We start from the raw sequence: 24,921 nt of genomic DNA, 5'->3' as shown, positions 1-24,921 counted from the left end.
CCATGACGGACGAGATCGCGCAAGTTCCCGAGACCCCGCCTCGCAAACGCCTGGTCGTGCTGGTGCCGGGCATCGGCGGCGACACGCGGCTGTGGAAGCCGCTGATCGACCGGATCGAGAAGGAGCCGTCCTTCAGCCAGGCCCAGGTGACGTGGCTGCGCTTCGACCACAAGACCCAATGGTTCAGCATGGGCCGCCTCGACAGCCTGGGCAAGCGGCTGAATGCGCTGGTGGCGGCCGAGTGGCTGCGCAGCGGCGGCTACGACGACATCCTGCTGATCGGCCACAGCATGGGCGGGCTGGTCGTGCGGCAGGCCTACCTGCTGGCCGCGGGCGGCGTGGCCGACGTGAGCCCGTCCGCGTGGTCCGCGCGCGTGTCGCGCATCGTGCTGATGGCCTCACTCAACCGCGGCATCGACCTGCGCTCGGCCTCGTGGTCGGAACGGCTGATGGCGTACCTCGCCCGCGTCGTGCCGTTCGTGCCGCACTTCACCGCGATCGACATCCTGCGCGGCTCCGATTTCCTGACCAACCTGCGCATTGACTGGATCCGCCACTTCCGCGCACCGGCACCGGCCTCGGGCGCGCCGTCGGTGATCCAGGTGCTGGGCACGTCGGACGGGCTGGTCAATGCCGACGACAGCCGCGACATCCTCGCGTTCCCCGATGGGCACTACCTCGAGGTGCCCGAGGCCAATCACCGCGGCATCTACCGGCTTGACCTGACCGACGATCCCGAGCTGCGCTACTCGGTGCTGCGGCAGGCGCTGCTGGGCGATTTCCCGAGCAAGGCTGCCGCGCCGGACGACCCGGTGCGCCGCGTCGTGTTCCTGCTGCACGGCATCCGCGCGTCGAACGTCGACGGCTGGGTCGAGGGGCTGGAGGCGCGCATCAAGGCCCGCGAGGGCGCGCGCGTGGTCGTGCGCAACCCGACCTACGGCTACTTCACGGCCGCACAGTTCGCGCTGCCGTCGGTGCGCCGCAGGAACATCCGCGTGTTCCAGGATTGGTACACCGAAGAACTCGCGAAGCACCCCGCCGCCGAGTTCGACATCATTGCCCACAGCAACGGCACCTACCTCCTCGGCCACAGCCTGCTGCGCACGCCGGGCATGCGCTTCACCAACGTGGCGCTGGCCGGCAGCGTGCTGCCGCAGGATTTCCTGCAGCGCTTCCGGAACCTCGAACGCCAGGTGGGCCGCATCCGCAACGACCGCGCCAACCGCGACTGGCCGGTGGCGCTGCTGTGCAATGCGCTGAGCGGCATCCGGATGAAGGACGTCGGCACGGCAGGGTTCTCGGGCTTTCTCGGCGGCATGACGGACGAGGTCGCGTACTACGCCGGCGGGCACGGCGAGGCGCTGAAGGAAGAGCGCCTCGACATGCTGGCCGGCTTTGCGCTCGGCGACACGACGATCGCGCCCACCGGACTGACGACGCCGGGCTACTACCGGCAGCTCTCGAACAGCATGCCGTACCTGGCGAAGGTGGTCGTGCTCGGGCTGGTGATCGGGGCCGGCTTCCTTGTGTTCTGGGGCGGGAAGTTCAACATCGTTCCCGCGGCGTGGGCCCTGGGGATCTTCGCCAGCGTCTATGCGGTGCTCGACATCATTTGACGACCAGCTTCAGCCCGATCACCCCGGCCAGGATCAGCACGATGCACAGCACGCGCAGCGGCGCCGCCGAATCGCCCATCACGAGGATGCCGACGATGGCGGTGCCGGCCGCGCCGATGCCGGTCCAGATCGCGTAGCCGGTGCCCATCGGCAGCGTGCGCATCGCGAGCGACAGCAGCACGACGCTCGTCAGCCCGGTGGCCACCGTCAGCAGCGACGGCATCAGCCGCGTGAAGCCTTCGGACGATTTCATGCCGTAGGCGAACGCGATCTCGAGCACGCCCGCGACGACGAGCATCAGCCAGGCCATGTCAGGCTGCCTTGGCCGCCGCGGCGGGGGTCGCACGGAACGCGACGCCGAGGCGGTTGAAGGCGTTCATCAGGCCGATCGCGTAGGTGAGGTCGGCCAGTTCCTTTTCGTTGAACTCGGCGGTGGCGGCCTCGTACTCGGCATCGGGCACGCCGGTGTCGGCGACCAGGGTCACGGTCTCGGCCCAGGCGAGTGCCGCGCGTTCACGGGTGCTGAACAACGCGCCGCCTTCGCGCCAGCCTTGCACCAGCACCAGCTTGTCGATGGCGAGGCCGGATTTCAGCAGGTCGCGCGAATGCATGTCGATGCAGAACGCGCAGCCGTTGATCTGCGAGACGCGCAGGTAGACGAGGTCGATCAGTTCCTTGGGCAGGCCGCTTTTCTGGACGGCGGTGTAGACGCCGAAGTAGGCCTTGTAGCCTTCGGGGGCGGCCTTGGCGTAGTCGATGCGATGGCTCATGACGATCCTGTGGTTCGGTGATGGAAGGTCGTCATCGTGCGCCGTCTTGGACCATCACAGAAGAGCCAAGATATGGCTTGCGGACTGGGCCATGTTCAACGCACCGAATCACAACAGATCGAGGATGCGCTTCGCGAGCTTCTCGGCGGTGCGCCGGGAATCGATGTTCGTGAAGGCGAGCATCAGCGCCGACGGGCCGTCGCGGTCGAAGGTCCAGTCGGTCAGCGCCTCGGCAAACAGGCCGGCTTCGAGCATGCGTGATGCCAGCTTGCGGTCGGAGCGCCGGGCTTGCAGCCGCAGGATCAGGTGCATGCCGCCGGGTTGCGCGTCGATCTGCAGGTGCTGACCCAGCACGCTGTCGAGGCCGGCCACGGTGGCTTCGCGGCGCTCGGCATAGAGCCGGCGCATGCGCTGGATGTGGCGCGCGAAATGCCCTTCGGTGATGAAGGCGCTGACGATGGCCTGCGTGATCTGCGGGCTGCCGCCAGCGAAGGCCTGGCTGATCTGCTCGAAGCGTTCGACCAGCGCTTCGGGCACCACCAGGTACGCCAGCCGCAGGCTCGGGAACAGCAGCTTGCTGAAGGTGCCGGCGTACAGCACGCGGCCATCGCGATCGAGGCTTTTCAGCGCTGGCAGCGGGCGGCTGACGTAGCGGAACTCGCCGTCGTAGTCGTCCTCGACGATCCAGGCTTTGCTGCGCGTCGCCCAATCGAGCAAGGCCAGGCGCCGCGGCAGCGACAGCGACACGCCCAGCGGGCTCTGGTGCGCCGGCGTGACGATGGCCGCCCGCGCGCGCGGCGCGAGCCGCATGCCTTCGTCGACGACGATGCCGTCGGCATCGACCGGCACCGGCGTGGCCGCGATGCCCATGTGCTGCAGCAGCTCGCGCGTCGGCGGGTAGCCGGGGTTTTCGAGCCAGACGCGATCGCCTGCGTTGAACAGCGCCTGGCCGATCAACTGGATGCTGTGGCGGTAGCCGGTGGTCACGAAGACCTGCGCAGGCGAGCAGCTGACACCGCGCGACAGGTGCAGGTAGGCGGCGATCTCGGTGCGCAGCGACGGCAGGCCCGGAACCGACGGATGCGCCATGTCGGCCGGCTGCATCGCGCGGATGCAGCGCGCACCCAGGCGCGCCCAGATCTTGCGCGGGAAGGCATCGAGTGCGGGCAGGCCCATCTGGAAGGGCAGCGTGGTGTCGGGGCGGAAGCTGGGCTCGGCGGTGGCCGGGTCGGTGGGCGGTGGTGCGCTGGGCAGCGGGGCCTGCGGCTTCAGGTCGGGCGTGACGACGGTGCCGGCCTGGCCGCGGGCCTGGATGTAGCCCTCGGCCGTCAGCAGCGCGTAGGCGGATTCGATGGTGCCGCGCGCCAGGCCCAGCTCCTTCATCAGCGCGCGGGCCGACGGAATGCGGTCGCCGGGCTTCAGCACGCCGGCGGCGATGGCGGCGCGGAAGCGGTCGTAGATCTGGCGGTACAAGGGCTCGGCCGCCGAGGGATCCAAGGGCGCGAGGGGGCTGGGGGTGTCGATGGGCATGCGGCCATCATGGACCGGCCGGGAAGACCACTCTTGGCTCTTTGGCCTGATCCACGGCGGCGCCACACTGATCGCATGAACATCCTTCGCATCAGTTGCAGCCCGCGCGGGCCGTCGTCCGAGAGCCAACGGCTCTCGCAGAAAATCGTCGACCGCTTGCTGGCGCGCGAGCCGGCGGCCAGCGTGGTGGAGCGGGTGATCGGCGACGGCAGCCTGGCGCACGTCGACGCGAACTACGCGCTGGCGCAGCATTCGGCCACGGCCGAGGTGTCGGCGCTGGGAGGCATTGCGCAGTCGGACGTGCTGATCCGCGAGCTGGAGCGATCAGACGTGATCGTCATTGCGACGCCGATGCACAACCTGGGCGTGCCTTCGATGCTGAAGGCGTGGATCGATCACGTGGTGCGGGCGCGGCGCACGTTTCATGTGACGGCCGAGGGCAAGGTGGGCGCACTGCGCGATCGGCCGGTGTTCGTGGCCATCGCGTCAGGCGGGAGGTTCTCGGGCGAGCAGGCGCGGCAGCCGGATTTCTTGACGCCGTACCTCAAGGTGATCCTCGAGATGATCGGGCTGCACGACGTGCGCTTCTTCTCGGTGGAGGGGACGGGTGGCGGGCCGGAGGCGGTGGAGGCGGCGCGGGCTCGGGCGGAGGCGGCGCTGGAGGCGCACTTTGCCCAGACGGTACAGTCCGGCTGACCCCATCACCGCCACTCGCCTGGCACCCCCGAGATCATGAGAGAGTTCGCCACCTTGGCTTTTGTCGCGGCGCAGTTGATTGCGTCCACCGCCGCGTTCGCGGCCGATACGGTCCTGACGATGAATTCGTATGGGCCTGTTCAAGTGGGAATGCCGATCGCGCAAGCGCACCGGCTGCTGACCAAGCTGGGGCGCAAGAACCTGCCGAACCCCCGCGGCGTGGCGAAGGTCGGTTGCGATTTCTACCAGGCGTCGGCAGACCTGCAGTTCATGACCGAAGACCAGAAGATCGTCCGGATCGAGACGCGTGAGCCGGATGTGGTGACGCCATCGGGCATCCGGGTCGGCTCCAGTCTCGACAGGGTTCGGCGCTCTTTCGGATCGCGCATCGAAGAAGTTCAGCAGCACAGATCCGCAGACGCGGGAGACCGCAGCATCGTGCTGGTGTCGGGCGACAAGCAGTTCGCGATTCGCGTCGACGGGAAGCAGGCGGTCGACGAATTGTTTGTCGGCGCAGAGCCGGCGATACGGCGTGCCGAAGGGTGCTCCTGATCTACTGAGGCATTGATCGACATGACGACCCGAACTGCCAGTTGCTCTTGCGGCCAGCTCACGGCCGTCACGTCGGCCGAGCCGATTCGCATCTCCGTCTGCCACTGCCTTGCCTGCCAGCGCAGAACAGGCAGCGTGTTCGCTGCGCAGGCGCGATTTCCCGCCAACTCGGTGGCCATTGCCGGCGCTGCGACCACGTACGTTCGGGTCGGTGATGGCGGAGGCAGCTGCACGTTCCACTTCTGCTCCACCTGCGGTGCCACCGTGTACTACACCTGCCAGGGCGGTGAAGACAACATCGCCATTCCCGTCGGTGCGTTCGCCGATCCGGCCTTTCCCGCACCCACGTTCTCGGTGTACGAAGAGCGCATGCACAGCTGGGTCGAGATGCCCGTCGACATCGAGCACATGGATTAGGCATGCCAGGAACCACCAGGACACTCGCCAAGCTTGCCGGCCTGTTGCTTGTCTCAGCCGCTGTTGCCTTTCTGTCCGTGAAGATCGAACGAAGAGGCCCCGAGTTCGTGCAATTCGGCAACCTGTGCGGCACGACGCACGACCAGCCCTGCATGCGACCGTCGCTCAAGGGCGGGTATCCCCTGGCCTTCCTGGTGGACACGCCCGGCGTCTCTGTTGAGAACCAGCTTTTCCTGGGCGAAGACCAGTTCGTGCCCCTCGCGTTCATCGCGGATTGGGCCATGTGCACGGCTGCCCTGTGGCTCCTGTATCGGGTCCGTGGCTGGCACCAGGCGCGATCCGGGCGGGGATTTCTCAGGGTATGAGGCTGACCAGCCCCTTCTGCTGTTGATGCCATGGTTCCAGCCTGCCTGATCGCCCTGGCACTCATCGCCGTCTTCTGCGGCGCCATCCTGGACGTGAAGTTCGGCTGCATCACCATGGCCGTGCTGCTGTCCGTCGGGATCGGCATCGCGATCTCCGTCCTGGGGGATGTCGTGATCCTCCTGCTGGGCTATGGCGGCGGTGTCCTCTTCGCTGGAACGGCAATCTGCGTGGGGTTCGGGTCGCTGTTCCACAGGAAGGCAGCAGCCGAATCCACTCCAACGACTTCGGCTCAAGCCATCCAGCAAGCCCTGCAGCAGTTCCGCGCCGAAGGCAGCGTTCGCACGAGGTGCCTCATGTGCAAGGGCCGCATCAGTGCGAGACGGGTTCTCGCGACAGCAGCGCAGGTTCCCGATATCGAGCTCTCATGTCATTGCGGGAAGTGCGACGGAGCCCACCCGTTCCGTCCGAGCTGAGGTCAAGCCTCATCCGCGGCGTCACGAATGATCTCTTTGGTGCCCTCCAGCATCTCATCGAGCGGCTCCGGGTCATCGCCTTCGTAGCTGACGATCGCGCCGAAGTCTTTCGTGAGCGCGCAGCTGACGATCATCACGCAGGCCAGGTCCTTCATGCTGCCGCGCCACGACATGCTGATGCAGTGGTCGCGCCCTGCGGCCAGCGCGCGGAAGGCCTTGTCGCCACCGACCACATCGTCGGTGGGCTGGTAGAAGATCTCGAAGCCCGGGCCGACTTCACCGTTGAGGACGAACGGCGAAAAGCCTGAATCCGAGAACGGCGTGAAATCGGGGTGCAGCTTCAGGTCGAAGCCCAAGGCGTCGATCGATGCCTGCAGCGCGGCGCGGTCGGGCACACGGGATTTGTCGATGAAGGCGTACTGCGTATTGGACATGGCAAGGGTGATGAGAACGTAATGGAGGGATCAGGGGTGCGCTGCGTCAGCACGTCGGGTTCGTCGCGCTCGTCGCGCTCGGAACCACACATGGGAGCTGGGCAGAAACAAAAGAACAATCGCCACGAGGTGAAGCGCACTGTCCAGCCAAGGCCAGGCTCGAAAGAAGAATGATCCCGTGCCGTCCTGTTCACTGATGCCCAACAGTGCGTACGCACCCAGTAGAACAACGAGGTACCTGACCCAACCGACGCCGCGAAGGATTCCATAGACGACAGCGAGGGGAAAGACTGTGAGCACTGCCGTAGGAATCAGAACGACCAAGAAGGTGGCCGGCAAATTCCCGCCGGCCATTCCGTATCCGGCATGCAGGAAATCAAGGAAGTCCGAAATCCCCACGCCAATGGAAGCGACAAGAAGAAGTGCTGCGAGCAAGACTGGCGCGGGTGCTCGGGCATCAGGCGCGTTCGACATGTTTCAAGCCCCAGCGGCGTGGCACACCGCTTCGATGTTGTGCCCATCCGGATCGATGATGAATGCGGCGTAGTAGTTCGCGTGGTACTTCGGGCGCAGGCCGGGCTCGCCGTTGTCTTTGCCACCCGCCTCCAACGCCGCGCGATGGAACGCGTCGACCTGCTGCCGGGTTTCGGCCACGAACGCGATGTGGAGGTGCGCCGGCTTCTCTTCGGTCTGGAACAGGCACAGCGACACCTTGCCCTCGGGTGGGCAGAGCTCGATACCGTAGGTCGGCACGCCCTCCGAGACGGCAACGACGCCGAGCGGCGCGAGCGCCTTGAGGTAGAACGACTTGCTCGCCGCGTAGTCGCTGACACCGAATTTGACGTGGTCGAACATGAACTCTCCTTGTGTGGGCCTGCGCAATGCCTGCATGCCAAGTTCAGGCGGCATTCTCGTCGCCTGCGGTCAGCTCCGGCAAGAGGTCGGGGCATCGCTCTTCGTTCGTGCTGCCGTCGGTCGCGCGGAGGCTGGCATCATGCGGATCTCATGACGCTGCTGCCACAGGTTCCAGGGTTCACGGTCCGTCCCGCGTTGCTCGAAGACGCTGCTTCGTGGGCACGCTATGCATGCCTGCCCGAAGTGAAGGAGCACACGAGTTCTACCGCGATGACCGTGGATGACGTCAAGGCCGAGATTCAGCGCACGCTTGCCGGCGAACCCAACACACCCATTCGATTCGTTCTTGTTTCACCGGCGAGCGAGCTTGTCATCGCCACGGTCGGCTTTCACACCATATCCGCGGTGTCGGGTACGGCAGAGATCGCCTACGACGTGGCGCCCTCCCATTGGGGCTTGGGCATCGCGACCGCCGCATGTCGAGCGGCCGCACGCTGGGGCTTCGAAGCAAAGGCCTGGCACCGGATTCAGGCGACCACGGTCCTGCCGAACGTGCGCTCTCAGCGCGTGCTGGAACGCTGTGGCTTCAAGCGCGAGGGGCTCGTCCGAAACTTCAGGCTCGTGCGAGGCCAGCCAACCGACTACTGGATGTATTCGGTCATTCCCGGTGAGGTGCAGCGTGGGCCCCACGACTAGACAGTGAAGCTGCAGAATGCTCAGGGCGGTATCAAGCATCAAATATCAATCCTATGAATTCAGATCGAGACCACCTCGCCGCGCAGTTCCAACGCCTGTCCGATGAGGAGCTTGTGTCGCGTGGAACCTCCGGAGGCCTCACGGCACTCGCGCAATCCGTTGCCATTGCAGAGGCCCAGGCGCGCGGCCTCTCATTGCCTGCGCTGCAGCCGATGGATGAAGCAAATCCAGCCGAAGGGGCGTATCACGGCGACATGCAGATCGTCGCGCGCTACCTCACGCCGACGGAAGCACACATGCTCTGTTCTTGCCTTCAGGCGGCCGGAGTTCCTGCCGAGACGGGAGATACCAATCTGGTCCAAGCACACTCGCTGCTGGCTGGCGCCGTTGGCGGAGCCTGTTTGCGCGTCCCGGTGCAGTTCGCCCCGGAAGCCATGGAGGTCATCGCTGCATACAAGCGCGGCGAGTTTGCCCTCGACGAAGACTTTGACTTTGGTGCGTAGGGATGAGCAATCCTTGCTAGCTGCGGATGTTTTCCATCCGAACCTGTACCCGCAGTTGGAGGTCAGTGATCTTCGCGATCAGCTCTTGTCGCTCAACGCCTGATGCGTGCTGGAGCTGGGCTCTCAGGGCTTCAAGCTCGCGAAGCATTTCCACCTCTGGGGGGACGTAGCCCGCGTCCTTGAGAAGTTTGAATGCCGTTCGGAGCTCTTCAGGCGTCTCGCTGAAGCCGTCGCCGAAATCAAGCGGCTTTCCCCAGCTCTTGGCGGATTGCAACTCTCCGTTGGCTGCGTCCTTCTTCAGGCTGTCCGCGATGTGCTGGTCCAGCGTTCTGTGATCGGTCACGTTCCCTCCCAGGTTCGAAGTCGTCAATCAAGGCGCGGGAAAGTCTATCAGCGCATTTGCAGCACGGCGCTGCGCGCCGTCTGTGGTAGCGGCCGACCCCACGATCCGCGATCCGAAATCGGGTGCCCCCGCGAGAGGGATGGCATCGCGCCGTTCATTTTGTGAGCATGGCAGCAGCCGATGCCGTGATGGTCGGCGAGAAGAAGGCTTGCGCGGGTGCGCATGCCAATGAACATCAGGAGGTTCCATGTCTTTCAAAAATGTCGCTCGTGCTCTTGTCGCCACGGCTGCCTTGGCTGCAGCGGGTGCTGCAACCGCCGCGACCTTCACGTTCCAGTTCACCGGCACCGTCACCTATGGTGCGGGCGTGTCCGTACCGGTCGGCACGCCCATCACCGGGTCTTATTCGTACGACGCGAAGACCGAGCCGGCGATCCATTTCAAGGGGTCCTCGTCCTACCAGATCCCTGCGCCTCACATCATCTCTGCGACTGTGGCCGGCCACACGATCACGACGGAAAGGCTGACGGTGACCGTCGTGAACAACTTCAAGGGCAACATCGAAGACTCGCTGACTGTCATGGGCGAGTCCATGGTCCTGGACGGCACGACCTTCCCCGAGGGCGTCTTTGGATTCGTCTTGTCGAGCGCGCCACTGCACCGCGACGTACTGAAAGGCACGAAGCTTCCGCGCAAGGTTGACGTGCCCGCGTTCGACGCCTACGAGGCCCTGTCGTACGGGGTCTTGCAGATCAACGGCGGCCAGGAGGGGACGCTGCTGCAGTTCAAAGTCGATTCGATCACTGCCGTCAAAGAAGTGCCCTGAGCGTCGCCGACGACGACGCAAATCGGTGAAGGTCGTTCACCACCATCCACACGCCCCAGGCGGTGGAAAGCAGCCCGCCCACGGTCAACACGATGCTGCGCTGGAGCAAACGCCGGGACAGCTTTGGAACCAGGACGACCCATTCGGAATCACCTGGGTGAACCAGGGCGGGTCTTTGCATTCCGCGCGGAAAGTTCGCCGCCAGGATGCTCTCGAGTTCATCTTCCGTCGCGCCGATCCGGTGGTCGCCTCGAAGCAAGCCGAAGCCTCGCACCTCTCTGCGTTCGTCCTCGCGCCAGAGGATCAGTTCGGGTGCGACATCGGTGCGAATCGTCCCAGCGACGATTTCGCCGCGCTTGCGCAATGTCGCCCCTCGAACCACGACTTCAATCTTTCGCCATCTGCGAGCACGCCATGGGAGCAGCCACCATGTGGCGCCACGCCAGAACATGACGAGGCCGATGGACAAGAGCGCGGCCCAGACATTGCGGCCCAACATCGACGTGACCGCCAGCAAGAGGAACAGGATCATGAACGTTCCAATCGCGCGGCCCCAGGCACCAATCAACGCCATACACCCTCCTCCATATCGCTCCGACTGTCATTTATCTGAAAGACCGATCAACATCACGAACAACAAGATGCTCCGCGTAGCGCTGCGTCAGCAACTCGACTCGTTCCCGCCGGAGTGGCACGTGCGGGATTGCCAGCCGCTCTCGCAGCAACGCCATCAACGCCGTCTTGCGTGAACCTGCGTCCCGATCAGGTTGCGCGAAGTACGCCTCTGCTTCCGTCGCGTTTGAGATCGCCAGCGCGGGATGAGCATTTCGAGGGACGAAGTGAGCGTCATGACATGGGAGGTGAGTTTCGCGGCCTCACTTCTGCTTCCCGGATGCGGCTCGCTCCTTCAAGACGGCCACATGGTCTGCATGTGAGACCACCATGCCGGCGCAGCGCTGGTTCAATGCGGCGACCTTGGCGTTCAGGCTGCGAGTTTCCTGGTTGAGGCGTTCGGCTTCCTGGTTCGACGCATCGACACGCGCATTCAGGGCGTCGATCTTGTCGTTGAACGCATCCACCGCCGCATCATCGGCCTGGCCCGGCTTCGGTTGTGTCGCCACATGGGCTTGCAATTCATCCTGCACGCGCTTCAGGTTCGCACCGTGAGCCTTGGTCTGCTCACTGAACACCGCCTTTTGTGCCTTGAGCGCGTCTTCTTCCTTGAAGCACGCGCGGTACTCCTCCCTGGAGGAATATTTCGCGAGAGGCGTGGTCTGGCCATGCGCCTGCGCCGCGATGACCAGCAGGGCCACGGCCATCAGAAATGGTTTCATATCAACATCCTCCCGCTCCGTTCATTGTTCTTGATGGCTCGCCGCTGCGAGCTTGTCATCGGGTCATGTCACTCGGTTTGCGATCTTATGGCTCACCACCGCCCTGAACGCATCCAGATCGGCGGTCGACGTGAAGAAGCGCTTCGGGATGATCTGGTACATGTTGTCGGACATGTAGAGCAGCAGCGTCGAATCGCTCTCTTTCCATTTGAGGTAGTCGCTCCAGGGCTTCAGGTCCGCCACGCCCTCCGCGGAAAAGAGAAGCCCGGCATCGCTCGTGGTGAATGAGCATGGTCGCTGCAGGTCCTTCCGCTGTTCGTAGGCGCGGCGCGATTTGATCGGGAGGACGGCCGCGAAGACAAAGGCAAAGTAGAGCGCGGCACCGGGAACAATCCATCGCATCCAGCCGTCGGTCTGGGCGTGAGGCCCGTAGAACTCCGCCCACCCCGCCCACAGAACAAAGAGGATGAGGACAACGCCGGCGACGCGCCAGCTGCGACGCGGCCGAAGGGACAGCCACGTGGCAGACAAGATGTCGCTCGCGGTGTAGGTGCCGATGACGTTCAAGGTTTGTTCAGTCATTTGAAGGATTGGAGGGTACGAACTGAGTTGCACCAGCGGGAGGCAGGCGTCGGAACGGGCTTACCGAATGCATGTCGTCACCTGTCGCTCACAGGCGGCTCGTTCGCATCGGTCCGAGACGCCGCCAACCAAAGAAAGCAGGTGCCGATGATCGATGCGAGAAGCCCGTACAGCGCAAGGAAGCTGAACCCGTCGTGCGGAATGCCGCGAACTTCGGCGAAGGCGGCGCCGCCACCCGCGGCGAGCAACATCAGCCCGCCCAACACAAACGCCGCGCGCGCGACCTTCGGGTATCTCTGCGGGATCAACATCGGCACCCATGCGGGACTGATGATCACCAGGTACCCTGCGATAGACACGGCAGAGCTGATCAGACCCCAGACGATGCTTTCTGACCAGGGCAACGCCACCGGCGAGTAGACGAGCGCGGTATGAAAGATCGCGAAGGCCACGGCACCCGCGACGAATGCGATCCTCGTGCGAGCGCGCAGCGAGACCCGGCTGCCCCAGAGCGCTGGCCCCTTGTTGAGCGGCGCTCGTGGCGGAGCGTAGTGGTTGCGGGTTTCCATTCCTCGATTCCTATTTGAACTCGGCTGCGGAGTACACCTCTGCTTCGGTCGCGTGAGAGGTGATCTGCTTGAGCGCGAACCAGCCCACGCGATACCCCACACCGAGGAACTCGTCGAAGCTCTCGGCCACGACGAAGTTCTGCGCGACCGCGGGCATCGTCATGACGATGGGAACAATGCCTTCGGGTAGCCCCGGCATCGCGAGATAGCTGTAGTGAACCATCGCTCGCGAAGGCATCGTTGACAAGCATGATTGAGTAGGCCGTTGCAGTTGATGCAGCAGCGGTCATTGTGCCAATGGCGTGTGACTACCCCGGCGCGAATCGGCGACCGCCTGCGCGAAGGGTGCGGCGGCCGACCAGCACCAGCCCGCCAAGCCAGAGCGCCGCCATGGCGGGCTCCGGTATCGGCGAGATCAGGTAGGCGTGCCCGTACTGCGTGTTGGCGATGAACTGGCCGGCATTGTTGATGCCGGTGGCCGAGATGAACCGGTCCCCGCCGGCGAGGGTCACGATGTCGTCCAGGCTCACCGGGTCTTGCCCGTTGGGGCCGGTGACGAAGCCCCAGTCGAAGTGCGTCGTGAGCGTGGCGTTGTTGAAGTGCCCGACGATCTGGCCGGAATCATTGATGTCGAATGCGTAGCTTCGCGACGCCGGGCCATATTGGCAGAAGGCGCCCGCGCAGCCGTAGCTGTAGCCGGTGGTGTGGTGGAAATCGAGCGGGATCAGGACGCCGTTGACGTCGCCGATGAAGACGTTGTTGCTGACACCGTCGGGTGAATATTCTCCGGCCGTCTGCCCGCTGATGTTGATGGCATCCATGCGACTCACGGAGAACGCCAGGGGCATTGGTTGCCCGTTGTAGACGCCAATGGCGAAATGCTTGCTTGGCGAGCCCCCGCTGTTGCCGATGCGGCCGACGATCTGCTCCGTGTCTCCGATGGCCGTGCCGAGCAACGGTTCGCCACCGAGCGTGCCGAGCGAACGCATGTTCTGGCCATGTTCGCCGGTGATGAAGCCCTCTTGCCCGTAGGCGTAGAAGTAGGCGGGGTCTGAGTACGACATCGTCATGCCGATCACCTGCCCGAACCGGTTGATGCCGGTGGCAACGCTGTGGGTGCCCGCGCCCAGCGTGCCCAGGTTGGTGAGCGTGTTGCCCGGGCCGCTCATGAAGGCGCGTGCATCGCCACTGGCTGTTTGCGACTGGCCCACCACGGTGCCCGAGTCGTTGATGGCCCACGCCTTGCTCCACGCGCCGCCGAGCGTGCCCAGCCCGGTCATGCCCGCGCCGTTGGCGCCGGTGACGAAGGCCTGGTAATTGATCTCGTCGCCTTCGTTGTCGAATTGGTACGAGTAGCCCGTGACTTGGCCGCTGCTGTTGACGCCGGTGGCGTAGGTTGCGGTGCCGGCGGACAGCTGACCGATGTCGAACACCGAATAGCCGCTGGCATGGGCAGGCGCGCAGACGGCGGCCGCGGAGCCGACAACGAGTGAAGCGATGAGGCGCAATGCTGTCTTCATGGACGGATCCCCCTGTGGATGAAGTGAATCCAGCATAGGAATTCGTGGGGCTGGCGTACCCCCTAGTTCGAGGGACGCGGGCGAGGACCGAGCCACACCAGCCGACAGATAACGTCAAGCAGGCCGCGACGGCGATGACAACGACGACAGCCGCTGCTTGAACAGCTCTGGGAACCGCGCGCGCCATCGGGCGTTGGCGGGCGATGGATGCGGCATCGGGTGGAGGCAGACAGTGCGCGCCAGGCCGGGCAACGGCACTTCGATGCTCCGCTCGTACTTGATGTCGCCCTGGTCCCAGAAGGCGCGGAGCTTCTGCCGGGTCTCGTCCGGCTGACCGATGCCGAACCAGAAGAACGCCTCGGTCCCGAACGTCACGACATCGCGACCGCCCCACTGGTCTTGCATCAGCTGCAGGAGCATCGGCTGGCACGCGACCCGAACCTGCTGGCTCCAGGACTTGTTGCCCCTGGGCTTGAACGGCACCGTGCTCATCCAGAAGAAGCGCTCGCCGACTTCGAGCCTGCTTTGCTCGCTGGGCAGGACGGACGGCGTGTAGAACTCCAGCAAGCCATTGCGCAGGCGCTGCCCGGATTCGCCGATGAAGGGGAGGCCGCACTTCGCTTCCTTTTCGCCGGGATCCCTGCCCACGAAACAGATGGCGGCGTCTCGCGGCCCGCGGGGGAGCACCGGCCGAAGTTCCGGTCCGTGCGCGTCGGTATCCAGCTGGGCGTGTCGCCGCACGATGTTTTGCAACTCGCTGATGATCGCTTCAGTCATTCGGGGATTCTGCGTGCTGGTGCGACTGCAGCGCCCAGCTCTCCAATCAGACACTGGTCGTTTCGGCTACCAGCCCAGCTGGCAAACTGACCGCTGGCCAAACATGGAAGGACACCCCAATGGTCTTCGTTGCGATCACGCCCTCTGGTTTGGCGGAAGCTCTTGACCGGGCTGCGGCCGGCGACGCAATCTGGTGCGGCAGCGATGCGATTTCCGAGGTTGAGTATGTGAAGCTGCGGCGCCCGAACATGAGTCGGTTCAGCTACAGCCTTGCAGATCTGACGCTGGATGATGGCGCCATCGCGACCGTTGAAGAGCACCACCCGGGTCAGAGGATCTGGGTTGAGGCTCCCCGGCGCGAATGACCAAGCATTCCCAACCCCCGCATCGTCCGGAATCCAGGCATGCCTGACTACGAAATCACCTCCGATGCTGCCCGCTTGGACGTCGATGCGATCCACGCCTTCTTGTCGACGGCCTATTGGTCGCCTGGCATCCCGCGCCACATTGTCCAGCGCGCCATCGACAACTCACTGTGCTTCGGCGTTCTGCTCGAAGGTCGGCAAGTAGGCTTTGCCAGGCTCGTGACGGACAAGGCGACCTTCGCGTACCTGGCCGATGTCTATGTGCTGGAAGAGCATCGCGGAAAAGGCCTCGCCCTCCGCCTGATGGAAGCGGTCAAGGCCCATCCTGAATTGCAGGGCCTGCGCCGCATGATGCTGGCGACGCGGGATGCGCACGGTCTGTATGCAAAGTTCGGCTTCACGCCGCTCGCGGCACCCGACCGGATGATGGAGGTTCATGTGCCCGACACTTACAAGGCGACCTGACCTGGCACGAAGCATCAGCGATCGCTTTGACTTCTATGCAGCGGTAGCTACCATTCGCGCCGCTTGGTCGATTGACTGTAGCCGGGCCAGTTGCTGCCGTTGATCGACGACTGCTTTCCGGTAGCCTTCGCAGCGCGTCGTGCGAGTAGCCTGCACCGCATCACATACGAAGCAGCAGAAACTCGGCAACAAGCCCCATAGATTCAATCGCAGAGCGTGCCTCGGCATCGGTCAAAGTAGGCAGCCATGGGCGACCGTGTCCCGTGCCTTGCTTGTTGCGAAGCTGATTGACAGCGCAGGCGAGTTCATACATGGCACGCTCCACACGCCGTTGCGCCGGTTCTCCTGCCAGGACAGGGCTCTGCGGCGTGGACAAGTTCAGCGCTACAAAGGCCTGACCGAGCAGCGTCGGAAAGTTGGCCTGAGGCGAGTACGCACCGAACTTCTGCTGAAGGACATGTGCCGCCACCGCTTCGACCAAATCCTTTCCGGTCCCCACCTCCAGCGCGGCGTCTTCCGCGCCTTTTTTGGCGCGACGCACGTACGTCATTAGTGCATCGGTCAGCGCCATGCCTGTCAGTGCGTCGAGCACCTTGGCCCGAAGGTCTCCGTCAACTCCCAGGACGAATCCCTCCGACGCAAACGCCGCTATGCAGTTGCCGAGAGCATCCGCACCGACGTAGTTGGGTGATCCAACTCTGAAACCTCCGTGCCCGCGTACCAGTGAGACAAACGAGATCGCGAACGAACCGCCAGCATCGGGCGCACCTTCCAAGGCCCAGCTCAGGACGGCTCGAATCCGCTTCATCTTGCCGACGGTCTGCCCGTTGCTGTTGGGATCCCCCGCCCGCAGCGAGTGCCGCAGGATCAAGTGCTCGATATCCGAATGGCTCGGATCGCGCCGGCCCGTCTGAGCGTCGTCGACAAGCTGCCCGAGTGCAACAATGATCTCGTCGTTGAGCGGTGCGGTTTGCGAAGCTGCCATGGTCGCGCGTGGAGTTGAAGCGGTCGCCGGGTAACCGCCGGTGAAGGTACCTAGCCGGTCGTAGCCGAATAGCCTTGTGGCTCAGCCAGAGTTCCTATCATGTGCGAGTTCTTTGATGGGCTGCTGGGGCAGCACAGAGCCGTGGAGCATCTCAGGAGCCGTCGGCCGAGCCTTTCGCCTCGCCAGTGACGACCTCATTGAGAGACTGGAGTCGGTATCGATGCGCGATGTACTTAGCTGAATTCTCGATGTATGGGAACACGGTGCTCTGGTTGATATTGAGCGTATCGAGTTGCCGCAGCAGCCCGGCCTTATTTTCAATGGCAATACGCGCGACTGAGATCGTGGATGAGCCCTCCTCCTTGAGAGTTGCTTCTTCACCGAACAAGAGAAATGCACCCGACTGGAACGAGATGCGGCTGTTGGTGCGCTTTCCTTTGACGCAGATCACCGAGCGCAGGTGCTCAGGGTCGATTCGATCATCGAAGTAAGGCTTCTCCTCCTTGATGAAGTGCAGCAGCTGTTTCACCGATTGACGCTGATTGAAATCGGCAATGTTGGCATCGTTGAGCAGGTCCAACGAGTCCTTCGATGCTTTGGAGAGGCGCGAGAGATTGGCGATGCAACTGGCCGTGTCGGAGTCGAAGTATTTCACCGTTGCGCGTTCCATCGAGAAGCTAATCACTTCGCCTTGATCGTCAGGGTTGCTCATGCACGCGAAGTACAAGGCGATCAGAGGGTTGGACGTAATGTCCAAAAGACGCGTCGGGAGAGCGTAATGCTGCATTCGCACTAGTCGATCCAGTGTGTAGACGTCGCCTTGAAAGTCCGCGGAGTTGGAAACCAAGAGTTCGCGACACATCGTGTCCTCTGCGTCCCGGTATATGGGCTCGCCTCCCTCGTTGGTCCGAAAGAGTGATGGCAGCAGTTTGTACTTCGTTCGGTTCGAGTGTCCGCGATAGAACACCTCTCTCGATGCGTCAGCCATTTCGACTACCAACTTGATGAACGCGTCAACTGAAGCCGCCAGATTGTCGGGCGCTGGTACCGGGGGGAGATCTCCTTGCTGAATCTTGGGGGACTCCGCCACCGAGGAGGCGTCGGCCAAGTTCTCGCGATTCAGGATCGCAAGCAGATCCTCTTCCTTGATCGCCCAATGGGTGCGGTTGAGCTCCCAATTGCGTATGTCCAGCGCGCGCTTCAGCTGGTCGATACTCTCGTGCGGAATCGGTTGTATGTTCAGATCGATGCTGAACCGGAGGTACAGCTTGCGGCCGTTGTCGCGACGCTTGACCTCAAGCAGCCGGCCGACGCGCATCGGCTTCACGGAGCCCTCGTAGGCGAACAGGCAAGGGAACTTCAGCAGGGTTTCTATCTGAGGCGTCTTGAGCTCCTCGAACCGCGAGGCGATGTCACTGTTCGTGTATTCGAGAAAGCGGCTGCGCTCGTACTCGTAGTCGTCCCCCTCCCATGCGCCGTCTTGACTCGTAACGAGAAAGTTGTACATGGACTTTGCCCTGCGTTGCCCACCAATCGTGAGCGCTGGCTACGAAGTTTAGCGAGGATTGCTACCTCGCCAAAAGCGGGCGTTCATCGACGAAGCTGGTTCGGCCTCGGTCGCTTTGCTACGGACATACCTGCCGCGCCGGAGAGGAGTTCGCCGACGTAGTAGCGTCATCATCATTGATGATAGAAGCTTCTTCTTTCGGCCGGAGCGGTCGCTCAGCAGGCGCACGTTGACTGCATTCAGCCTGAGGCAGTCAGCGACTCTGTGGTGACGGCTTTGCAGGGCGGATTCAACCGGTCGACGCAACACACTAACCACTGCTCAGGCAGAAGGAGTGTTGCAAATGAAGTACCGCACGCGAACGTACTACACCGCCACGCAGAAGGCGTTGATGTGGGCGCGTTGGAAGGAAGGCTGGACGCTTCATGAGATCGGCAAGCTGTTTGACCGGCCGCACACGTCGATCCACAACATCCTGTCGAAGACGGGTGGCATTCGACCGCTCGAGCGTCGGCGCTGCGCAACCGCGCTGTCGCTGGAAGAACGAGAAGAGATCTCACGTGCGCTGACAGTCGGTCATTCGATGCGTTCAATCGCCGCCCGCCTTGGAAGAGCGCCGTCGACCATCAGCCGGGAGATCGGACGCAACGGCGGCCTGGATGGCTATCGGGCGACCCTGGCAGACCAAGCTGCCTGGGAGCGCGCTCTTCGACCGAAGCTCTGCAAATTGGCCAAGAACCACGCTCTGGCTGGCATCGTGGCGGACATGCTTCGGATGCTGTGGTCACCGGAGCAAATCGCTGGTTGGCTCAAGCATACTTATCCGAGCGCCCCGAGCCTTCACGTGTCACACGAGACGATCTACCGCAGTCTGTTCATTCAAGCGCGCGGTGCCTTGAAGAAGGAACTGCTGGAGCATCTGCGGCGCACGCGCGGGATGCGTCGCGCTCGTTCCTACACGCAGAAGACCGCGATCCACGGTCAGATCGCCGACGCGGTGTCGATCAGCGAGCGGCCCGCATCAATCGAGGACCGGGCAGTGCCTGGTCATTGGGAAGGCGACTTGGTCTTTGGCAGCGGCAACAGCCAGATCGCGACCTTGGTGGAGCGCCAGACGCGATACGTGATGCTGGTGAAGCTGGACGGCAAGGACTCGCAGACGGTCGTCAACGCACTCATCAGGAACGCCCGCAAGCTGCCGCAGGAGCTCTACAAATCGCTCACCTGGGATCGAGGCACGGAGATGCATGGGCACAAGCGATTCACCATGGCCACCGACATCCAGGTCTACTTCTGTGACCCTCGAAGTCCTTGGCAACGGGGTAGCAACGAGAATACCAACGGGCTGCTCAGGCAGTACCTGCCAAAGGGCATCGACATCTCGGGCTACTCACAGCTTCAGCTCAACTCGATCGCCAGACAATTGAACGAGAGGCCGCGCAAGACGCTCGGCTTCCAAACGCCCGCTGAGAGATTCAGCGAATGTGTTGCGATGACCGGTTGAATCCGCCAGCGGTTGCTGTCTTTAGCCGTATAAACATACGTCCTACCCATTCAATGTCTCCCCTCCGCGGGTCCCAGACCTCGCTGAGGGAAGCCACCGACGCAACAAGCGCCAGCATTGACCTCATGGCCAAGCCAAAGACTAAGCCCCCAGCGAAAGCGCCTACCAAGGTCAAGCCTAAGCAGGTGTCCAACCCGCGTTCAACGAGCAACGAGGGTGGCTCGTACGAGTCCCGGGTGCAGGCGGTCTATCTGCTTGCCCAGTTCACCGGGGAGCCCACCGCCCTGCTTCCGGAAGGAACCGTCGTTGGCCTGCAGTTTCAGGTCAGGGTCCTGACCTACAACACCGACGACTTGGTCTGCCTCGTTGAAGACCGTGCGGGGACTGTCCACAAGGTACTGCTGCAGGTCAAGCAGACTCTGAAGTCGACAGCGTCCAATGGCCCCTTCCGGGAGGCGCTAACAGGCGCTTGGTTTGACTTCAAGAATGTGGCCCTCTTTACGCCTTGGGTAGACCGCATCGCGGTGGTGTACGACGGCGACGGGGACTCCAACGTCCGCGGCGCCGAGCGAGTATCGGAGTTCGCTCGGACCTCAACCAACGGCGCAGACTTCGTCTTGAAAGTGACAGCGCCGCGCTTCAGTTCCGAACCTATCCGGGGTGCGCTCGCCACCATCGAAGGGATTGTGCGAGACATTGTCGAAGGACCTATGCATCCCGACGAGCTGCGCAGCTTCTGCTCGCACCTGTGGTTTGTATCCCATCGACTGTCGACGCAAACCACCCCGGAGTTTGCCGACATTCTCTCGCGCATTCAGCGGGTGTTCGGCTTGGCTCACCCCGTCGCACCTACCTCGATTTGGGCAGAGTTGGTTGGCGCCTGTCAGCGCCTGAACCCCCTTGCGGCGCACGTCACCGCCGCGAATCTGGACGGCCAGATCAGCAGCACGCTCTCAGCGGCATTTGCAAGGCATCGCAGCAGTGGTGCGTCGAGGCTTCCTCAACCGACTCTTGCCGCGCTGGGTGGTGCTGCGGAATCCGTCTACGAACGTGTTCTGGAAGGCACCGGTGCCGCCACGCTTGGGATTGGCGTCGGTGCGACACCGCGAGCAGTCGAAGCACGCGCGTCTGAAATTGCGTTGCCCAGCGGACGCCCCGATGCCGTCAACAAGGTTATCGGCGGCCAACTCGACGGCATCAATGAGAAGTTGAAGCAGTTTCGATACGAGGACGCCCTGGCAGACATCACGACGCTGGGCAAGGACCTCGGTCCATTCGACGCGCATCAACGCGCTCACTGGTATCTGCAGCGAGGCGCCTGCCATTGGCACCTCGGCAACATCGAACAAGCAGCTGACGATTTCTTGAAGGCTGCTGACCTGTCGAGTGATGACGATAAGGTGGTTGCTGCGCGCATCCGAGGTCTCTTGCTGAAGAAGGATGTCGACGGAGCAATTGCCGCTGGTTTGACCGCGAAAGAGCGCTTCCCCAACTCGGTCTACGTCTGGATTGCGCTGGCCAGCGCCCGAATCGTGCATGGCGACTCCATTCAACAGACGGACGCGCCACTGGCCGATCGGGACAGCGCAGACGTTCTGCAGATGCTGGCCTGGGGGCGGCGGTCAGCCAACGAGTTTCCAGCAGCCATTGACTTCAGCATTCGGTCCCTGAAGGCGTCGGACGCGGGCTTCTACACGCGCCATGCGGCCCTGACGATTGCGCTGGAGGCGGCGACTACCAACGGAGTTCGCTCAACCTATCGACTTGTCGACGCCTCTATTGCTGATGCGCTGAACACCGCCGTCGCTGCGTTCGAGCCGCGCCTGGACCGGCTTTGGTCCGTTCAGTCGAAGCGGACGGTCGCTGACGCGGCCTCACACCTCGGATTCGCCTATCTCATGCTCAAGCGGCCAATGGATGCAATCACAGTGGCGCAGGAGGCCGCGGCACATGGTATTGCCTCATCAGGCCTGCTTCGCATGGAGCTGGATGCATTGAACCAAGCTGGCTTAGTCGACAAACTGAAGACGCGTGGGCGCGAGGTTGTCGGCCAGCTTGATGAAGGAGGCTTGGTCAGCTTGGCGCAGGCGGCAGCGCACGCGGCCGACATCGGCTTGGTCGACCTGGCAATTGCCGCCGCAGAAAAAGTCGAGCGCTCTCGTCCTGACACGCTGGACGCGATGCGGTCTATCCGTTGGATGGGGATGTACTTCTCGCCGCTGCGTGACAAAGCGGTCGAAGAAGTCAAGGCACAGCCCCTGGACGAGAAGACGACCTTCACGACTCTGCTTGGTGCGGCCCGCATTCTGCTGCTATCGAAGGACTCGGGCGCAGCCGAGCACGCAATTGAGTTGGCTACGGTTGCTGCGAGCCGAGAGGATGGGCCTGAGACAACCCTGCTCCTTGCAGAACTCCTGTTTGAGGCGAAGCGCTACGAGGAAGCGTCTGCGGCCTATGCAAAGGTGCTTCCACTTGGCCACCACTGCGAATTGCACACGCGCTGGTTGCACGCCCCGGTCCGTTCCGGCGGCCTCCGGGGTGCCAAGAAGCTGATTGAGTCGTTTCCTACTGGATGGGCTGAGGACGACAACGCGCGCTCACTCGCCATGGAGCTGGGGCAGAGCGCTGGGGACTGGGCATTGCTCAAGACCCTCGCCACTGCGCAGCATCGGGCTGCGCCAAACCACGCGTCGAGTTGGTTGTTCAAGTTCATGGTGGCCGTTCGCGGCGAACCGACTTCCGCACTCATCGAGTTGCTCAAGACTTTCCCGGAGCGGCTCGAAGGCAGCATTCAGCAAGTCAGCCAGGTCGCTGCGTTGGAGCTTCGGCATGGGCTCGCAGAGAACGGAATGCGCCGGATGTATCGGCTTCGGCGCGAGAACATGGAGAACGTCGAGGCCGCGTCGGCCTTCCTTCTCACGTGCTGCGCCATTACGGACGAGCTTCCGAACATGGAGGAGAAGCTCCCCTTGGTTGGCCCGGGTTGCGCGGTCACGGTCCGCGATGCCGATGGAATGCGGGTATGGATTACCTTGGACCCGGAGCCGTTGACTGACTTGCCAGAGACGGTTGAGTTCAAGAGTTCAGCGTCTCAACACGTTCAGCCCTTCATCGGTCGTGCGGTCGACGAAGAGGTTGCCGTTGAGGGGGCCTTTGGTTCAGTACGAAGGTTCACGGTTGTCGCCATCGAGTCTTCGCACCGCCGGTTGCTCGGCTTGGCGAAACAAGCCATCGACGCCTCGCTGACGCCAGTTCCCAATGCAATGTCAGTGCCCATCCGAAAGACCGCGGATGGCATGGACTTCTCGGGTGTCCTCGAGCAGTTAAAGCGAAATGGTGAGCACTCAAGAAACGCGTTCGAGAACTACTCGAAGATTCCGATTACCCTGGGCGGCCTTGCTCGCCTTGTGGGGCGCAGCACTTTGGAGTTGGTGCGTGGGTGGCCGTCGGACGGGCCTTCGCTTTTTGTGTGCGAAGGGACCGAACCAGAGATTCAGTCCGCACTGTCGGTGCTGAAAGAGGCCTCGGCCGCCTACGTCATCGACGCAGCCACACTGTGTGAACTCGCGGCTCTGGACCAGCTTGACGTGCTGTCTATCCTACCTAAGATTCTCGTTTGCTCTCGTACACGTGACAGGGTCGTCGGGGCGCTGGAAGAGGCGAAATTGGCCCGGTCCTGGGGTCAAGCTTTCGAGGCGAATGGGAAGTTGGGCTTCGTTGAGATTACGCCGGCCGACCATGCGCGCAACATTCAGTTCCTGCAATCAATCGCTGACGCAATCGACGGGTTTACGACGGTCGTGGCTGCCTACGGCCCGGAAGAGCAGCAGCCACTTCTGCAGAGTCTGCGCAAGGTCATCGGCGAAGAGGACTATTCGGTCTTGCTTGTTGCTGCTGAGACGGGTGCGCACATCTTTACCGTCGACGGGCGTCTTCGTTCGTGGGCCGGACACTTGCAGATTCAGGGAGTCTGGCCTCAGGTTGTCCTGATGCACGCGTTGCAGCTGCTGGCGCTTATGCAGTCGGCGTATTCGCTAGCTGCCGCAAGGATGTTTCTTTCAAACCGCTCTTTCGTGATGCTCGGGGGTTTCGACCTTGCATTGCTCTGCCAACAGGGCACCAATTGGCTCAAGGGAGGTGTCGCACGGTTCAAGCAGTACTTGAACAGCGACACCATTCTGTTCGACTCAGTGCTGACCGCGACTCTCGAATGTCTCCAGGTGCTATCACAGTCATCCACGACCATGGGCGCCTTCGGTGAGCTGTTGTGTCACGTCACCGAGGGTCTGGCAAGGAACAAAAACTGCCCGGCTGACCTGCCGGAAAAGCTAGTGCAGTTCCTCATGAACCTGCTCACGCCAACGGATGCGGTGTACCTCTACAAGCCGGCAGACATGGAGCGTACTCGGGCAGTAAGAAGAACGCTCGAGTATCTGGCACCCTTCATTCAGGAAGGTCTGCATCGGGCAAAGGAAGCTCCCCCGCGACTCCGACCGGTCAACGTCAAGGTATTGATGGTTGGCCGTACCCCTTGGCTGATGAAAACGGCTGAGGACGCCGCAGAGACAAGCCGGACGACCCCGCTCGTTGAGACAGTTGAAAAGACTCCGGAAAACCCGCACTCAGACGAGAAGCCCGTGCTGCTCATGGCGAGCGTCCCCGATGAGGAGCCCGCTATAAATGCGGAAACGCAGCCACCCGCGCCCTTCCCAGCTGCACCGCCTTTCACGCCAACGAAAGGCTGATCCCGATCAATCCGTGGAATAGTGCACATGACTCCGCTGGTCAAGACGGTCCTCCAACCGGGTAGGACAACTGCGGTTCCTTGTCGCTAGGCGCATCGAGCGACAGCTTTGCCGGAAAGTTGTCACGGGACCGGTTGAATCCGCCGTCTGAAGCAGTCATCCTTTGTATGCTCGACCAATGCAGTATTTGACTTTCGACCTCAGCGACAACTCCGAAGGCATCTCCACCCTGGAGGCCCTCGCCTCCACCGCCGCCGAGCACCACCCCGCCGCGCTGGCCGAAGCCCAACACCTCCTCGATTGGGCTTGGCGCCGCTTCCCGCACACGCACGGTCCTGCGGATGAAGGCATGGACTGGGATCACGACCTGCAGGTGAACGTCGAAGACGGTGGGTGGCATGCGATCACGCTGACGCTCACCGGATCGCAGCGATTCATCGATGAATTCATCGAGACGTTTGGCGACCCGCGGGACTGACTGAAAACCGCCC

At 62.9% G+C, this 24,921-nt stretch carries 29 protein-coding genes; 14 read left to right on the top strand and 15 right to left on the bottom strand.

What is annotated here, in order from left to right; all coding sequences use genetic code 11:
• The first annotated feature begins 2 nt into the window (after positions 1-2).
• A complete protein-coding gene (locus tag BUE42_RS25005; RefSeq protein ID WP_073468009.1) occupies positions 3-1,616 on the top strand; it encodes an esterase/lipase family protein in 1,614 nt (537 codons plus the stop codon).
• Here BUE42_RS25005 and BUE42_RS25000 read toward each other — a convergent pair.
• The 3 genes from BUE42_RS25000 to BUE42_RS24990 form a co-directional block, all read right to left on the bottom strand.
• On the bottom strand, positions 1,609-1,926 hold the full coding sequence (locus BUE42_RS25000) for a DMT family transporter (protein ID WP_073468008.1): 318 nt from the start codon (positions 1,924-1,926) through the stop codon (positions 1,609-1,611). The two genes, BUE42_RS25005 and BUE42_RS25000, sit on opposite strands and share 8 nt — an antisense overlap.
• Position 1,927: 1 nt before the next feature.
• Positions 1,928-2,386 (bottom strand): carboxymuconolactone decarboxylase family protein, encoded by a 459-nt coding sequence (locus BUE42_RS24995; RefSeq protein WP_073468007.1) that lies wholly within the window; start codon positions 2,384-2,386, stop codon positions 1,928-1,930.
• Positions 2,387-2,494: 108 nt separating this feature from the next.
• Positions 2,495-3,916, bottom strand: coding sequence for a MocR-like pyridoxine biosynthesis transcription factor PdxR (locus BUE42_RS24990; RefSeq protein ID WP_073468006.1), 1,422 nt, complete (start codon positions 3,914-3,916; stop codon positions 2,495-2,497).
• A gap of 75 nt (positions 3,917-3,991) precedes the next feature.
• Here BUE42_RS24990 and BUE42_RS24985 point away from each other — a divergent pair, with 75 nt between their 5' ends.
• Genes BUE42_RS24985 through BUE42_RS24965 form a run of 5 tightly spaced genes read left to right on the top strand, consistent with a single transcriptional unit; the run spans position 3,992 to position 6,420 of the window.
• Positions 3,992-4,612, top strand: coding sequence for an FMN-dependent NADH-azoreductase (locus BUE42_RS24985; protein ID WP_073468005.1), 621 nt, complete (start codon positions 3,992-3,994; stop codon positions 4,610-4,612).
• Between the two features lie 36 nt (positions 4,613-4,648).
• On the top strand, positions 4,649-5,164 hold the full coding sequence (locus BUE42_RS24980; protein ID WP_143171745.1) for a hypothetical protein: 516 nt from the start codon (positions 4,649-4,651) through the stop codon (positions 5,162-5,164).
• A gap of 21 nt (positions 5,165-5,185) precedes the next feature.
• Entirely contained in the window at positions 5,186-5,581 is a 396-nt protein-coding gene (locus tag BUE42_RS24975) for a GFA family protein (RefSeq protein WP_073468003.1), read from the top strand.
• A gap of 2 nt (positions 5,582-5,583) precedes the next feature.
• Complete coding sequence (locus BUE42_RS24970; RefSeq protein ID WP_073468002.1) at positions 5,584-5,946, top strand: hypothetical protein; 363 nt, start codon at positions 5,584-5,586, stop codon at positions 5,944-5,946.
• Positions 5,947-5,976: 30 nt separating this feature from the next.
• Complete coding sequence (locus tag BUE42_RS24965) at positions 5,977-6,420, top strand: hypothetical protein (protein WP_073468001.1); 444 nt, start codon at positions 5,977-5,979, stop codon at positions 6,418-6,420.
• A gap of 2 nt (positions 6,421-6,422) precedes the next feature.
• Here BUE42_RS24965 and BUE42_RS24960 read toward each other — a convergent pair whose 3' ends face one another.
• Positions 6,423-6,776 carry a hypothetical protein gene (locus BUE42_RS24960; RefSeq protein WP_143171744.1) on the bottom strand — a complete coding sequence of 118 codons (354 nt, stop codon included), beginning with the start codon at positions 6,774-6,776 and terminating at the stop codon, positions 6,423-6,425.
• A 555-nt stretch (positions 6,777-7,331) separates the two neighbouring features.
• Complete coding sequence (locus tag BUE42_RS24955) at positions 7,332-7,709, bottom strand: VOC family protein (protein WP_073467999.1); 378 nt, start codon at positions 7,707-7,709, stop codon at positions 7,332-7,334.
• A gap of 150 nt (positions 7,710-7,859) precedes the next feature.
• Here BUE42_RS24955 and BUE42_RS24950 point away from each other — a divergent pair, with 150 nt between their 5' ends.
• Together BUE42_RS24950 and BUE42_RS31755 are read left to right on the top strand one after the other, a co-directional pair.
• On the top strand, positions 7,860-8,405 hold the full coding sequence (locus BUE42_RS24950) for a GNAT family N-acetyltransferase (RefSeq protein ID WP_073467998.1): 546 nt from the start codon (positions 7,860-7,862) through the stop codon (positions 8,403-8,405).
• Positions 8,406-8,458: 53 nt separating this feature from the next.
• A complete protein-coding gene (locus BUE42_RS31755) occupies positions 8,459-8,908 on the top strand; it encodes a hypothetical protein (protein ID WP_083614540.1) in 450 nt (149 codons plus the stop codon).
• A 16-nt stretch (positions 8,909-8,924) separates the two neighbouring features.
• On the opposite strand, the gene BUE42_RS24940 is transcribed toward BUE42_RS31755, so the two are convergent.
• Positions 8,925-9,251: a DnaJ family domain-containing protein gene (locus BUE42_RS24940; RefSeq protein WP_073467997.1), complete on the bottom strand. Its 327-nt coding sequence runs from the start codon at positions 9,249-9,251 to the stop codon at positions 8,925-8,927.
• Positions 9,252-9,498: 247 nt separating this feature from the next.
• Here BUE42_RS24940 and BUE42_RS24935 point away from each other — a divergent pair, with 247 nt between their 5' ends.
• Positions 9,499-10,077, top strand: coding sequence for a hypothetical protein (locus BUE42_RS24935; protein WP_143171743.1), 579 nt, complete (start codon positions 9,499-9,501; stop codon positions 10,075-10,077).
• On the opposite strand, the gene BUE42_RS24930 is transcribed toward BUE42_RS24935, so the two are convergent.
• From BUE42_RS24930 to BUE42_RS24900, 7 genes are all read right to left on the bottom strand, one after another.
• Positions 10,061-10,609: a hypothetical protein gene (locus BUE42_RS24930; RefSeq protein ID WP_235002590.1), complete on the bottom strand. Its 549-nt coding sequence runs from the start codon at positions 10,607-10,609 to the stop codon at positions 10,061-10,063. The two genes, BUE42_RS24935 and BUE42_RS24930, sit on opposite strands and share 17 nt — an antisense overlap.
• A 343-nt stretch (positions 10,610-10,952) precedes the next feature.
• Positions 10,953-11,411, bottom strand: coding sequence for a hypothetical protein (locus BUE42_RS24925; RefSeq protein ID WP_143171742.1), 459 nt, complete (start codon positions 11,409-11,411; stop codon positions 10,953-10,955).
• Positions 11,412-11,474: 63 nt separating this feature from the next.
• Positions 11,475-11,993 (bottom strand): YcxB family protein, encoded by a 519-nt coding sequence (locus BUE42_RS24920; RefSeq protein WP_073467993.1) that lies wholly within the window; start codon positions 11,991-11,993, stop codon positions 11,475-11,477.
• 77 nt (positions 11,994-12,070) lie between these two features.
• Positions 12,071-12,562 (bottom strand): hypothetical protein, encoded by a 492-nt coding sequence (locus BUE42_RS24915; protein ID WP_073467992.1) that lies wholly within the window; start codon positions 12,560-12,562, stop codon positions 12,071-12,073.
• Between the two features lie 10 nt (positions 12,563-12,572).
• Positions 12,573-12,785, bottom strand: coding sequence for a hypothetical protein (locus tag BUE42_RS24910; protein WP_073467991.1), 213 nt, complete (start codon positions 12,783-12,785; stop codon positions 12,573-12,575).
• A gap of 85 nt (positions 12,786-12,870) precedes the next feature.
• Positions 12,871-14,082 (bottom strand): hypothetical protein, encoded by a 1,212-nt coding sequence (locus tag BUE42_RS24905; RefSeq protein ID WP_159445497.1) that lies wholly within the window; start codon positions 14,080-14,082, stop codon positions 12,871-12,873.
• 114 nt (positions 14,083-14,196) lie between these two features.
• Positions 14,197-14,859 carry a uracil-DNA glycosylase family protein gene (locus BUE42_RS24900; RefSeq protein WP_073467989.1) on the bottom strand — a complete coding sequence of 221 codons (663 nt, stop codon included), beginning with the start codon at positions 14,857-14,859 and terminating at the stop codon, positions 14,197-14,199.
• 119 nt (positions 14,860-14,978) lie between these two features.
• On the opposite strand from BUE42_RS24900, the gene BUE42_RS24895 reads away from it, so the two are divergent.
• The gene (locus BUE42_RS24895; protein ID WP_073467988.1) at positions 14,979-15,224 is read left to right on the top strand and encodes a hypothetical protein; all 246 of its coding nucleotides are present in this window, start codon (positions 14,979-14,981) and stop codon (positions 15,222-15,224) included.
• A gap of 39 nt (positions 15,225-15,263) precedes the next feature.
• Entirely contained in the window at positions 15,264-15,689 is a 426-nt protein-coding gene (locus tag BUE42_RS24890; protein WP_073467987.1) for a GNAT family N-acetyltransferase, read from the top strand.
• Positions 15,690-15,849: 160 nt separating this feature from the next.
• On the opposite strand, the gene BUE42_RS24885 is transcribed toward BUE42_RS24890, so the two are convergent.
• Complete coding sequence (locus BUE42_RS24885) at positions 15,850-16,674, bottom strand: abortive infection family protein (protein ID WP_073467986.1); 825 nt, start codon at positions 16,672-16,674, stop codon at positions 15,850-15,852.
• A gap of 151 nt (positions 16,675-16,825) precedes the next feature.
• Positions 16,826-18,181 (bottom strand): FRG domain-containing protein, encoded by a 1,356-nt coding sequence (locus BUE42_RS24880; protein WP_073467985.1) that lies wholly within the window; start codon positions 18,179-18,181, stop codon positions 16,826-16,828.
• A 343-nt stretch (positions 18,182-18,524) separates the two neighbouring features.
• Between BUE42_RS24880 and BUE42_RS24875 the strand changes: the two genes are divergently transcribed.
• The 3 genes from BUE42_RS24875 to BUE42_RS24865 all read left to right on the top strand — a co-directional run bounded on the left by BUE42_RS24875 (position 18,525) and on the right by BUE42_RS24865 (position 24,908).
• Positions 18,525-19,685: an IS30 family transposase gene (locus BUE42_RS24875; protein ID WP_073467984.1), complete on the top strand. Its 1,161-nt coding sequence runs from the start codon at positions 18,525-18,527 to the stop codon at positions 19,683-19,685.
• Between the two features lie 125 nt (positions 19,686-19,810).
• Positions 19,811-24,430 (top strand): PIN domain-containing protein, encoded by a 4,620-nt coding sequence (locus tag BUE42_RS24870; protein WP_143171741.1) that lies wholly within the window; start codon positions 19,811-19,813, stop codon positions 24,428-24,430.
• A gap of 187 nt (positions 24,431-24,617) precedes the next feature.
• Entirely contained in the window at positions 24,618-24,908 is a 291-nt protein-coding gene (locus BUE42_RS24865; protein WP_143171740.1) for a hypothetical protein, read from the top strand.
• Positions 24,909-24,921 lie beyond the last annotated feature (13 nt).

The organism is Rhizobacter sp. OV335 (genome assembly GCF_900142965.1).
Lineage (GTDB): Bacteria > Pseudomonadota > Gammaproteobacteria > Burkholderiales > Burkholderiaceae_C > Rhizobacter.
This window is presented reverse-complemented; position numbering and strand designations above follow the sequence as displayed.

Excerpts from the sequence above, each read along its gene's own strand:
- BUE42_RS25005 (WP_073468009.1), top strand. The coding sequence starts at position 3 with ATGACGGACGAGATCGCGCAAGTTCCCGAGACCCCGCCTCGCAAACGC.
- BUE42_RS25000 (WP_073468008.1), bottom strand. The coding sequence starts at position 1,926 with ATGGCCTGGCTGATGCTCGTCGTCGCGGGCGTGCTCGAGATCGCGTTC.
- BUE42_RS24995 (WP_073468007.1), bottom strand. The coding sequence starts at position 2,386 with ATGAGCCATCGCATCGACTACGCCAAGGCCGCCCCCGAAGGCTACAAG.
- BUE42_RS24990 (WP_073468006.1), bottom strand. The coding sequence starts at position 3,916 with ATGCCCATCGACACCCCCAGCCCCCTCGCGCCCTTGGATCCCTCGGCG.
- BUE42_RS24985 (WP_073468005.1), top strand. The coding sequence starts at position 3,992 with ATGAACATCCTTCGCATCAGTTGCAGCCCGCGCGGGCCGTCGTCCGAG.
- BUE42_RS24980 (WP_143171745.1), top strand. The coding sequence starts at position 4,649 with ATGAGAGAGTTCGCCACCTTGGCTTTTGTCGCGGCGCAGTTGATTGCG.
- BUE42_RS24975 (WP_073468003.1), top strand. The coding sequence starts at position 5,186 with ATGACGACCCGAACTGCCAGTTGCTCTTGCGGCCAGCTCACGGCCGTC.
- BUE42_RS24970 (WP_073468002.1), top strand. The coding sequence starts at position 5,584 with ATGCCAGGAACCACCAGGACACTCGCCAAGCTTGCCGGCCTGTTGCTT.
- BUE42_RS24965 (WP_073468001.1), top strand. The coding sequence starts at position 5,977 with ATGGTTCCAGCCTGCCTGATCGCCCTGGCACTCATCGCCGTCTTCTGC.
- BUE42_RS24955 (WP_073467999.1), bottom strand. The coding sequence starts at position 7,709 with ATGTTCGACCACGTCAAATTCGGTGTCAGCGACTACGCGGCGAGCAAG.
- BUE42_RS24950 (WP_073467998.1), top strand. The coding sequence starts at position 7,860 with ATGACGCTGCTGCCACAGGTTCCAGGGTTCACGGTCCGTCCCGCGTTG.
- BUE42_RS31755 (WP_083614540.1), top strand. The coding sequence starts at position 8,459 with ATGAATTCAGATCGAGACCACCTCGCCGCGCAGTTCCAACGCCTGTCC.
- BUE42_RS24935 (WP_143171743.1), top strand. The coding sequence starts at position 9,499 with ATGTCTTTCAAAAATGTCGCTCGTGCTCTTGTCGCCACGGCTGCCTTG.
- BUE42_RS24930 (WP_235002590.1), bottom strand. The coding sequence starts at position 10,609 with ATGATCCTGTTCCTCTTGCTGGCGGTCACGTCGATGTTGGGCCGCAAT.
- BUE42_RS24925 (WP_143171742.1), bottom strand. The coding sequence starts at position 11,411 with ATGAAACCATTTCTGATGGCCGTGGCCCTGCTGGTCATCGCGGCGCAG.
- BUE42_RS24920 (WP_073467993.1), bottom strand. The coding sequence starts at position 11,993 with ATGACTGAACAAACCTTGAACGTCATCGGCACCTACACCGCGAGCGAC.
- BUE42_RS24915 (WP_073467992.1), bottom strand. The coding sequence starts at position 12,562 with ATGGAAACCCGCAACCACTACGCTCCGCCACGAGCGCCGCTCAACAAG.
- BUE42_RS24910 (WP_073467991.1), bottom strand. The coding sequence starts at position 12,785 with ATGGTTCACTACAGCTATCTCGCGATGCCGGGGCTACCCGAAGGCATT.
- BUE42_RS24905 (WP_159445497.1), bottom strand. The coding sequence starts at position 14,082 with ATGAAGACAGCATTGCGCCTCATCGCTTCACTCGTTGTCGGCTCCGCG.
- BUE42_RS24900 (WP_073467989.1), bottom strand. The coding sequence starts at position 14,859 with ATGACTGAAGCGATCATCAGCGAGTTGCAAAACATCGTGCGGCGACAC.
- BUE42_RS24895 (WP_073467988.1), top strand. The coding sequence starts at position 14,979 with ATGGTCTTCGTTGCGATCACGCCCTCTGGTTTGGCGGAAGCTCTTGAC.
- BUE42_RS24890 (WP_073467987.1), top strand. The coding sequence starts at position 15,264 with ATGCCTGACTACGAAATCACCTCCGATGCTGCCCGCTTGGACGTCGAT.
- BUE42_RS24885 (WP_073467986.1), bottom strand. The coding sequence starts at position 16,674 with ATGGCAGCTTCGCAAACCGCACCGCTCAACGACGAGATCATTGTTGCA.
- BUE42_RS24880 (WP_073467985.1), bottom strand. The coding sequence starts at position 18,181 with ATGTACAACTTTCTCGTTACGAGTCAAGACGGCGCATGGGAGGGGGAC.
- BUE42_RS24875 (WP_073467984.1), top strand. The coding sequence starts at position 18,525 with ATGAAGTACCGCACGCGAACGTACTACACCGCCACGCAGAAGGCGTTG.
- BUE42_RS24870 (WP_143171741.1), top strand. The coding sequence starts at position 19,811 with ATGGCCAAGCCAAAGACTAAGCCCCCAGCGAAAGCGCCTACCAAGGTC.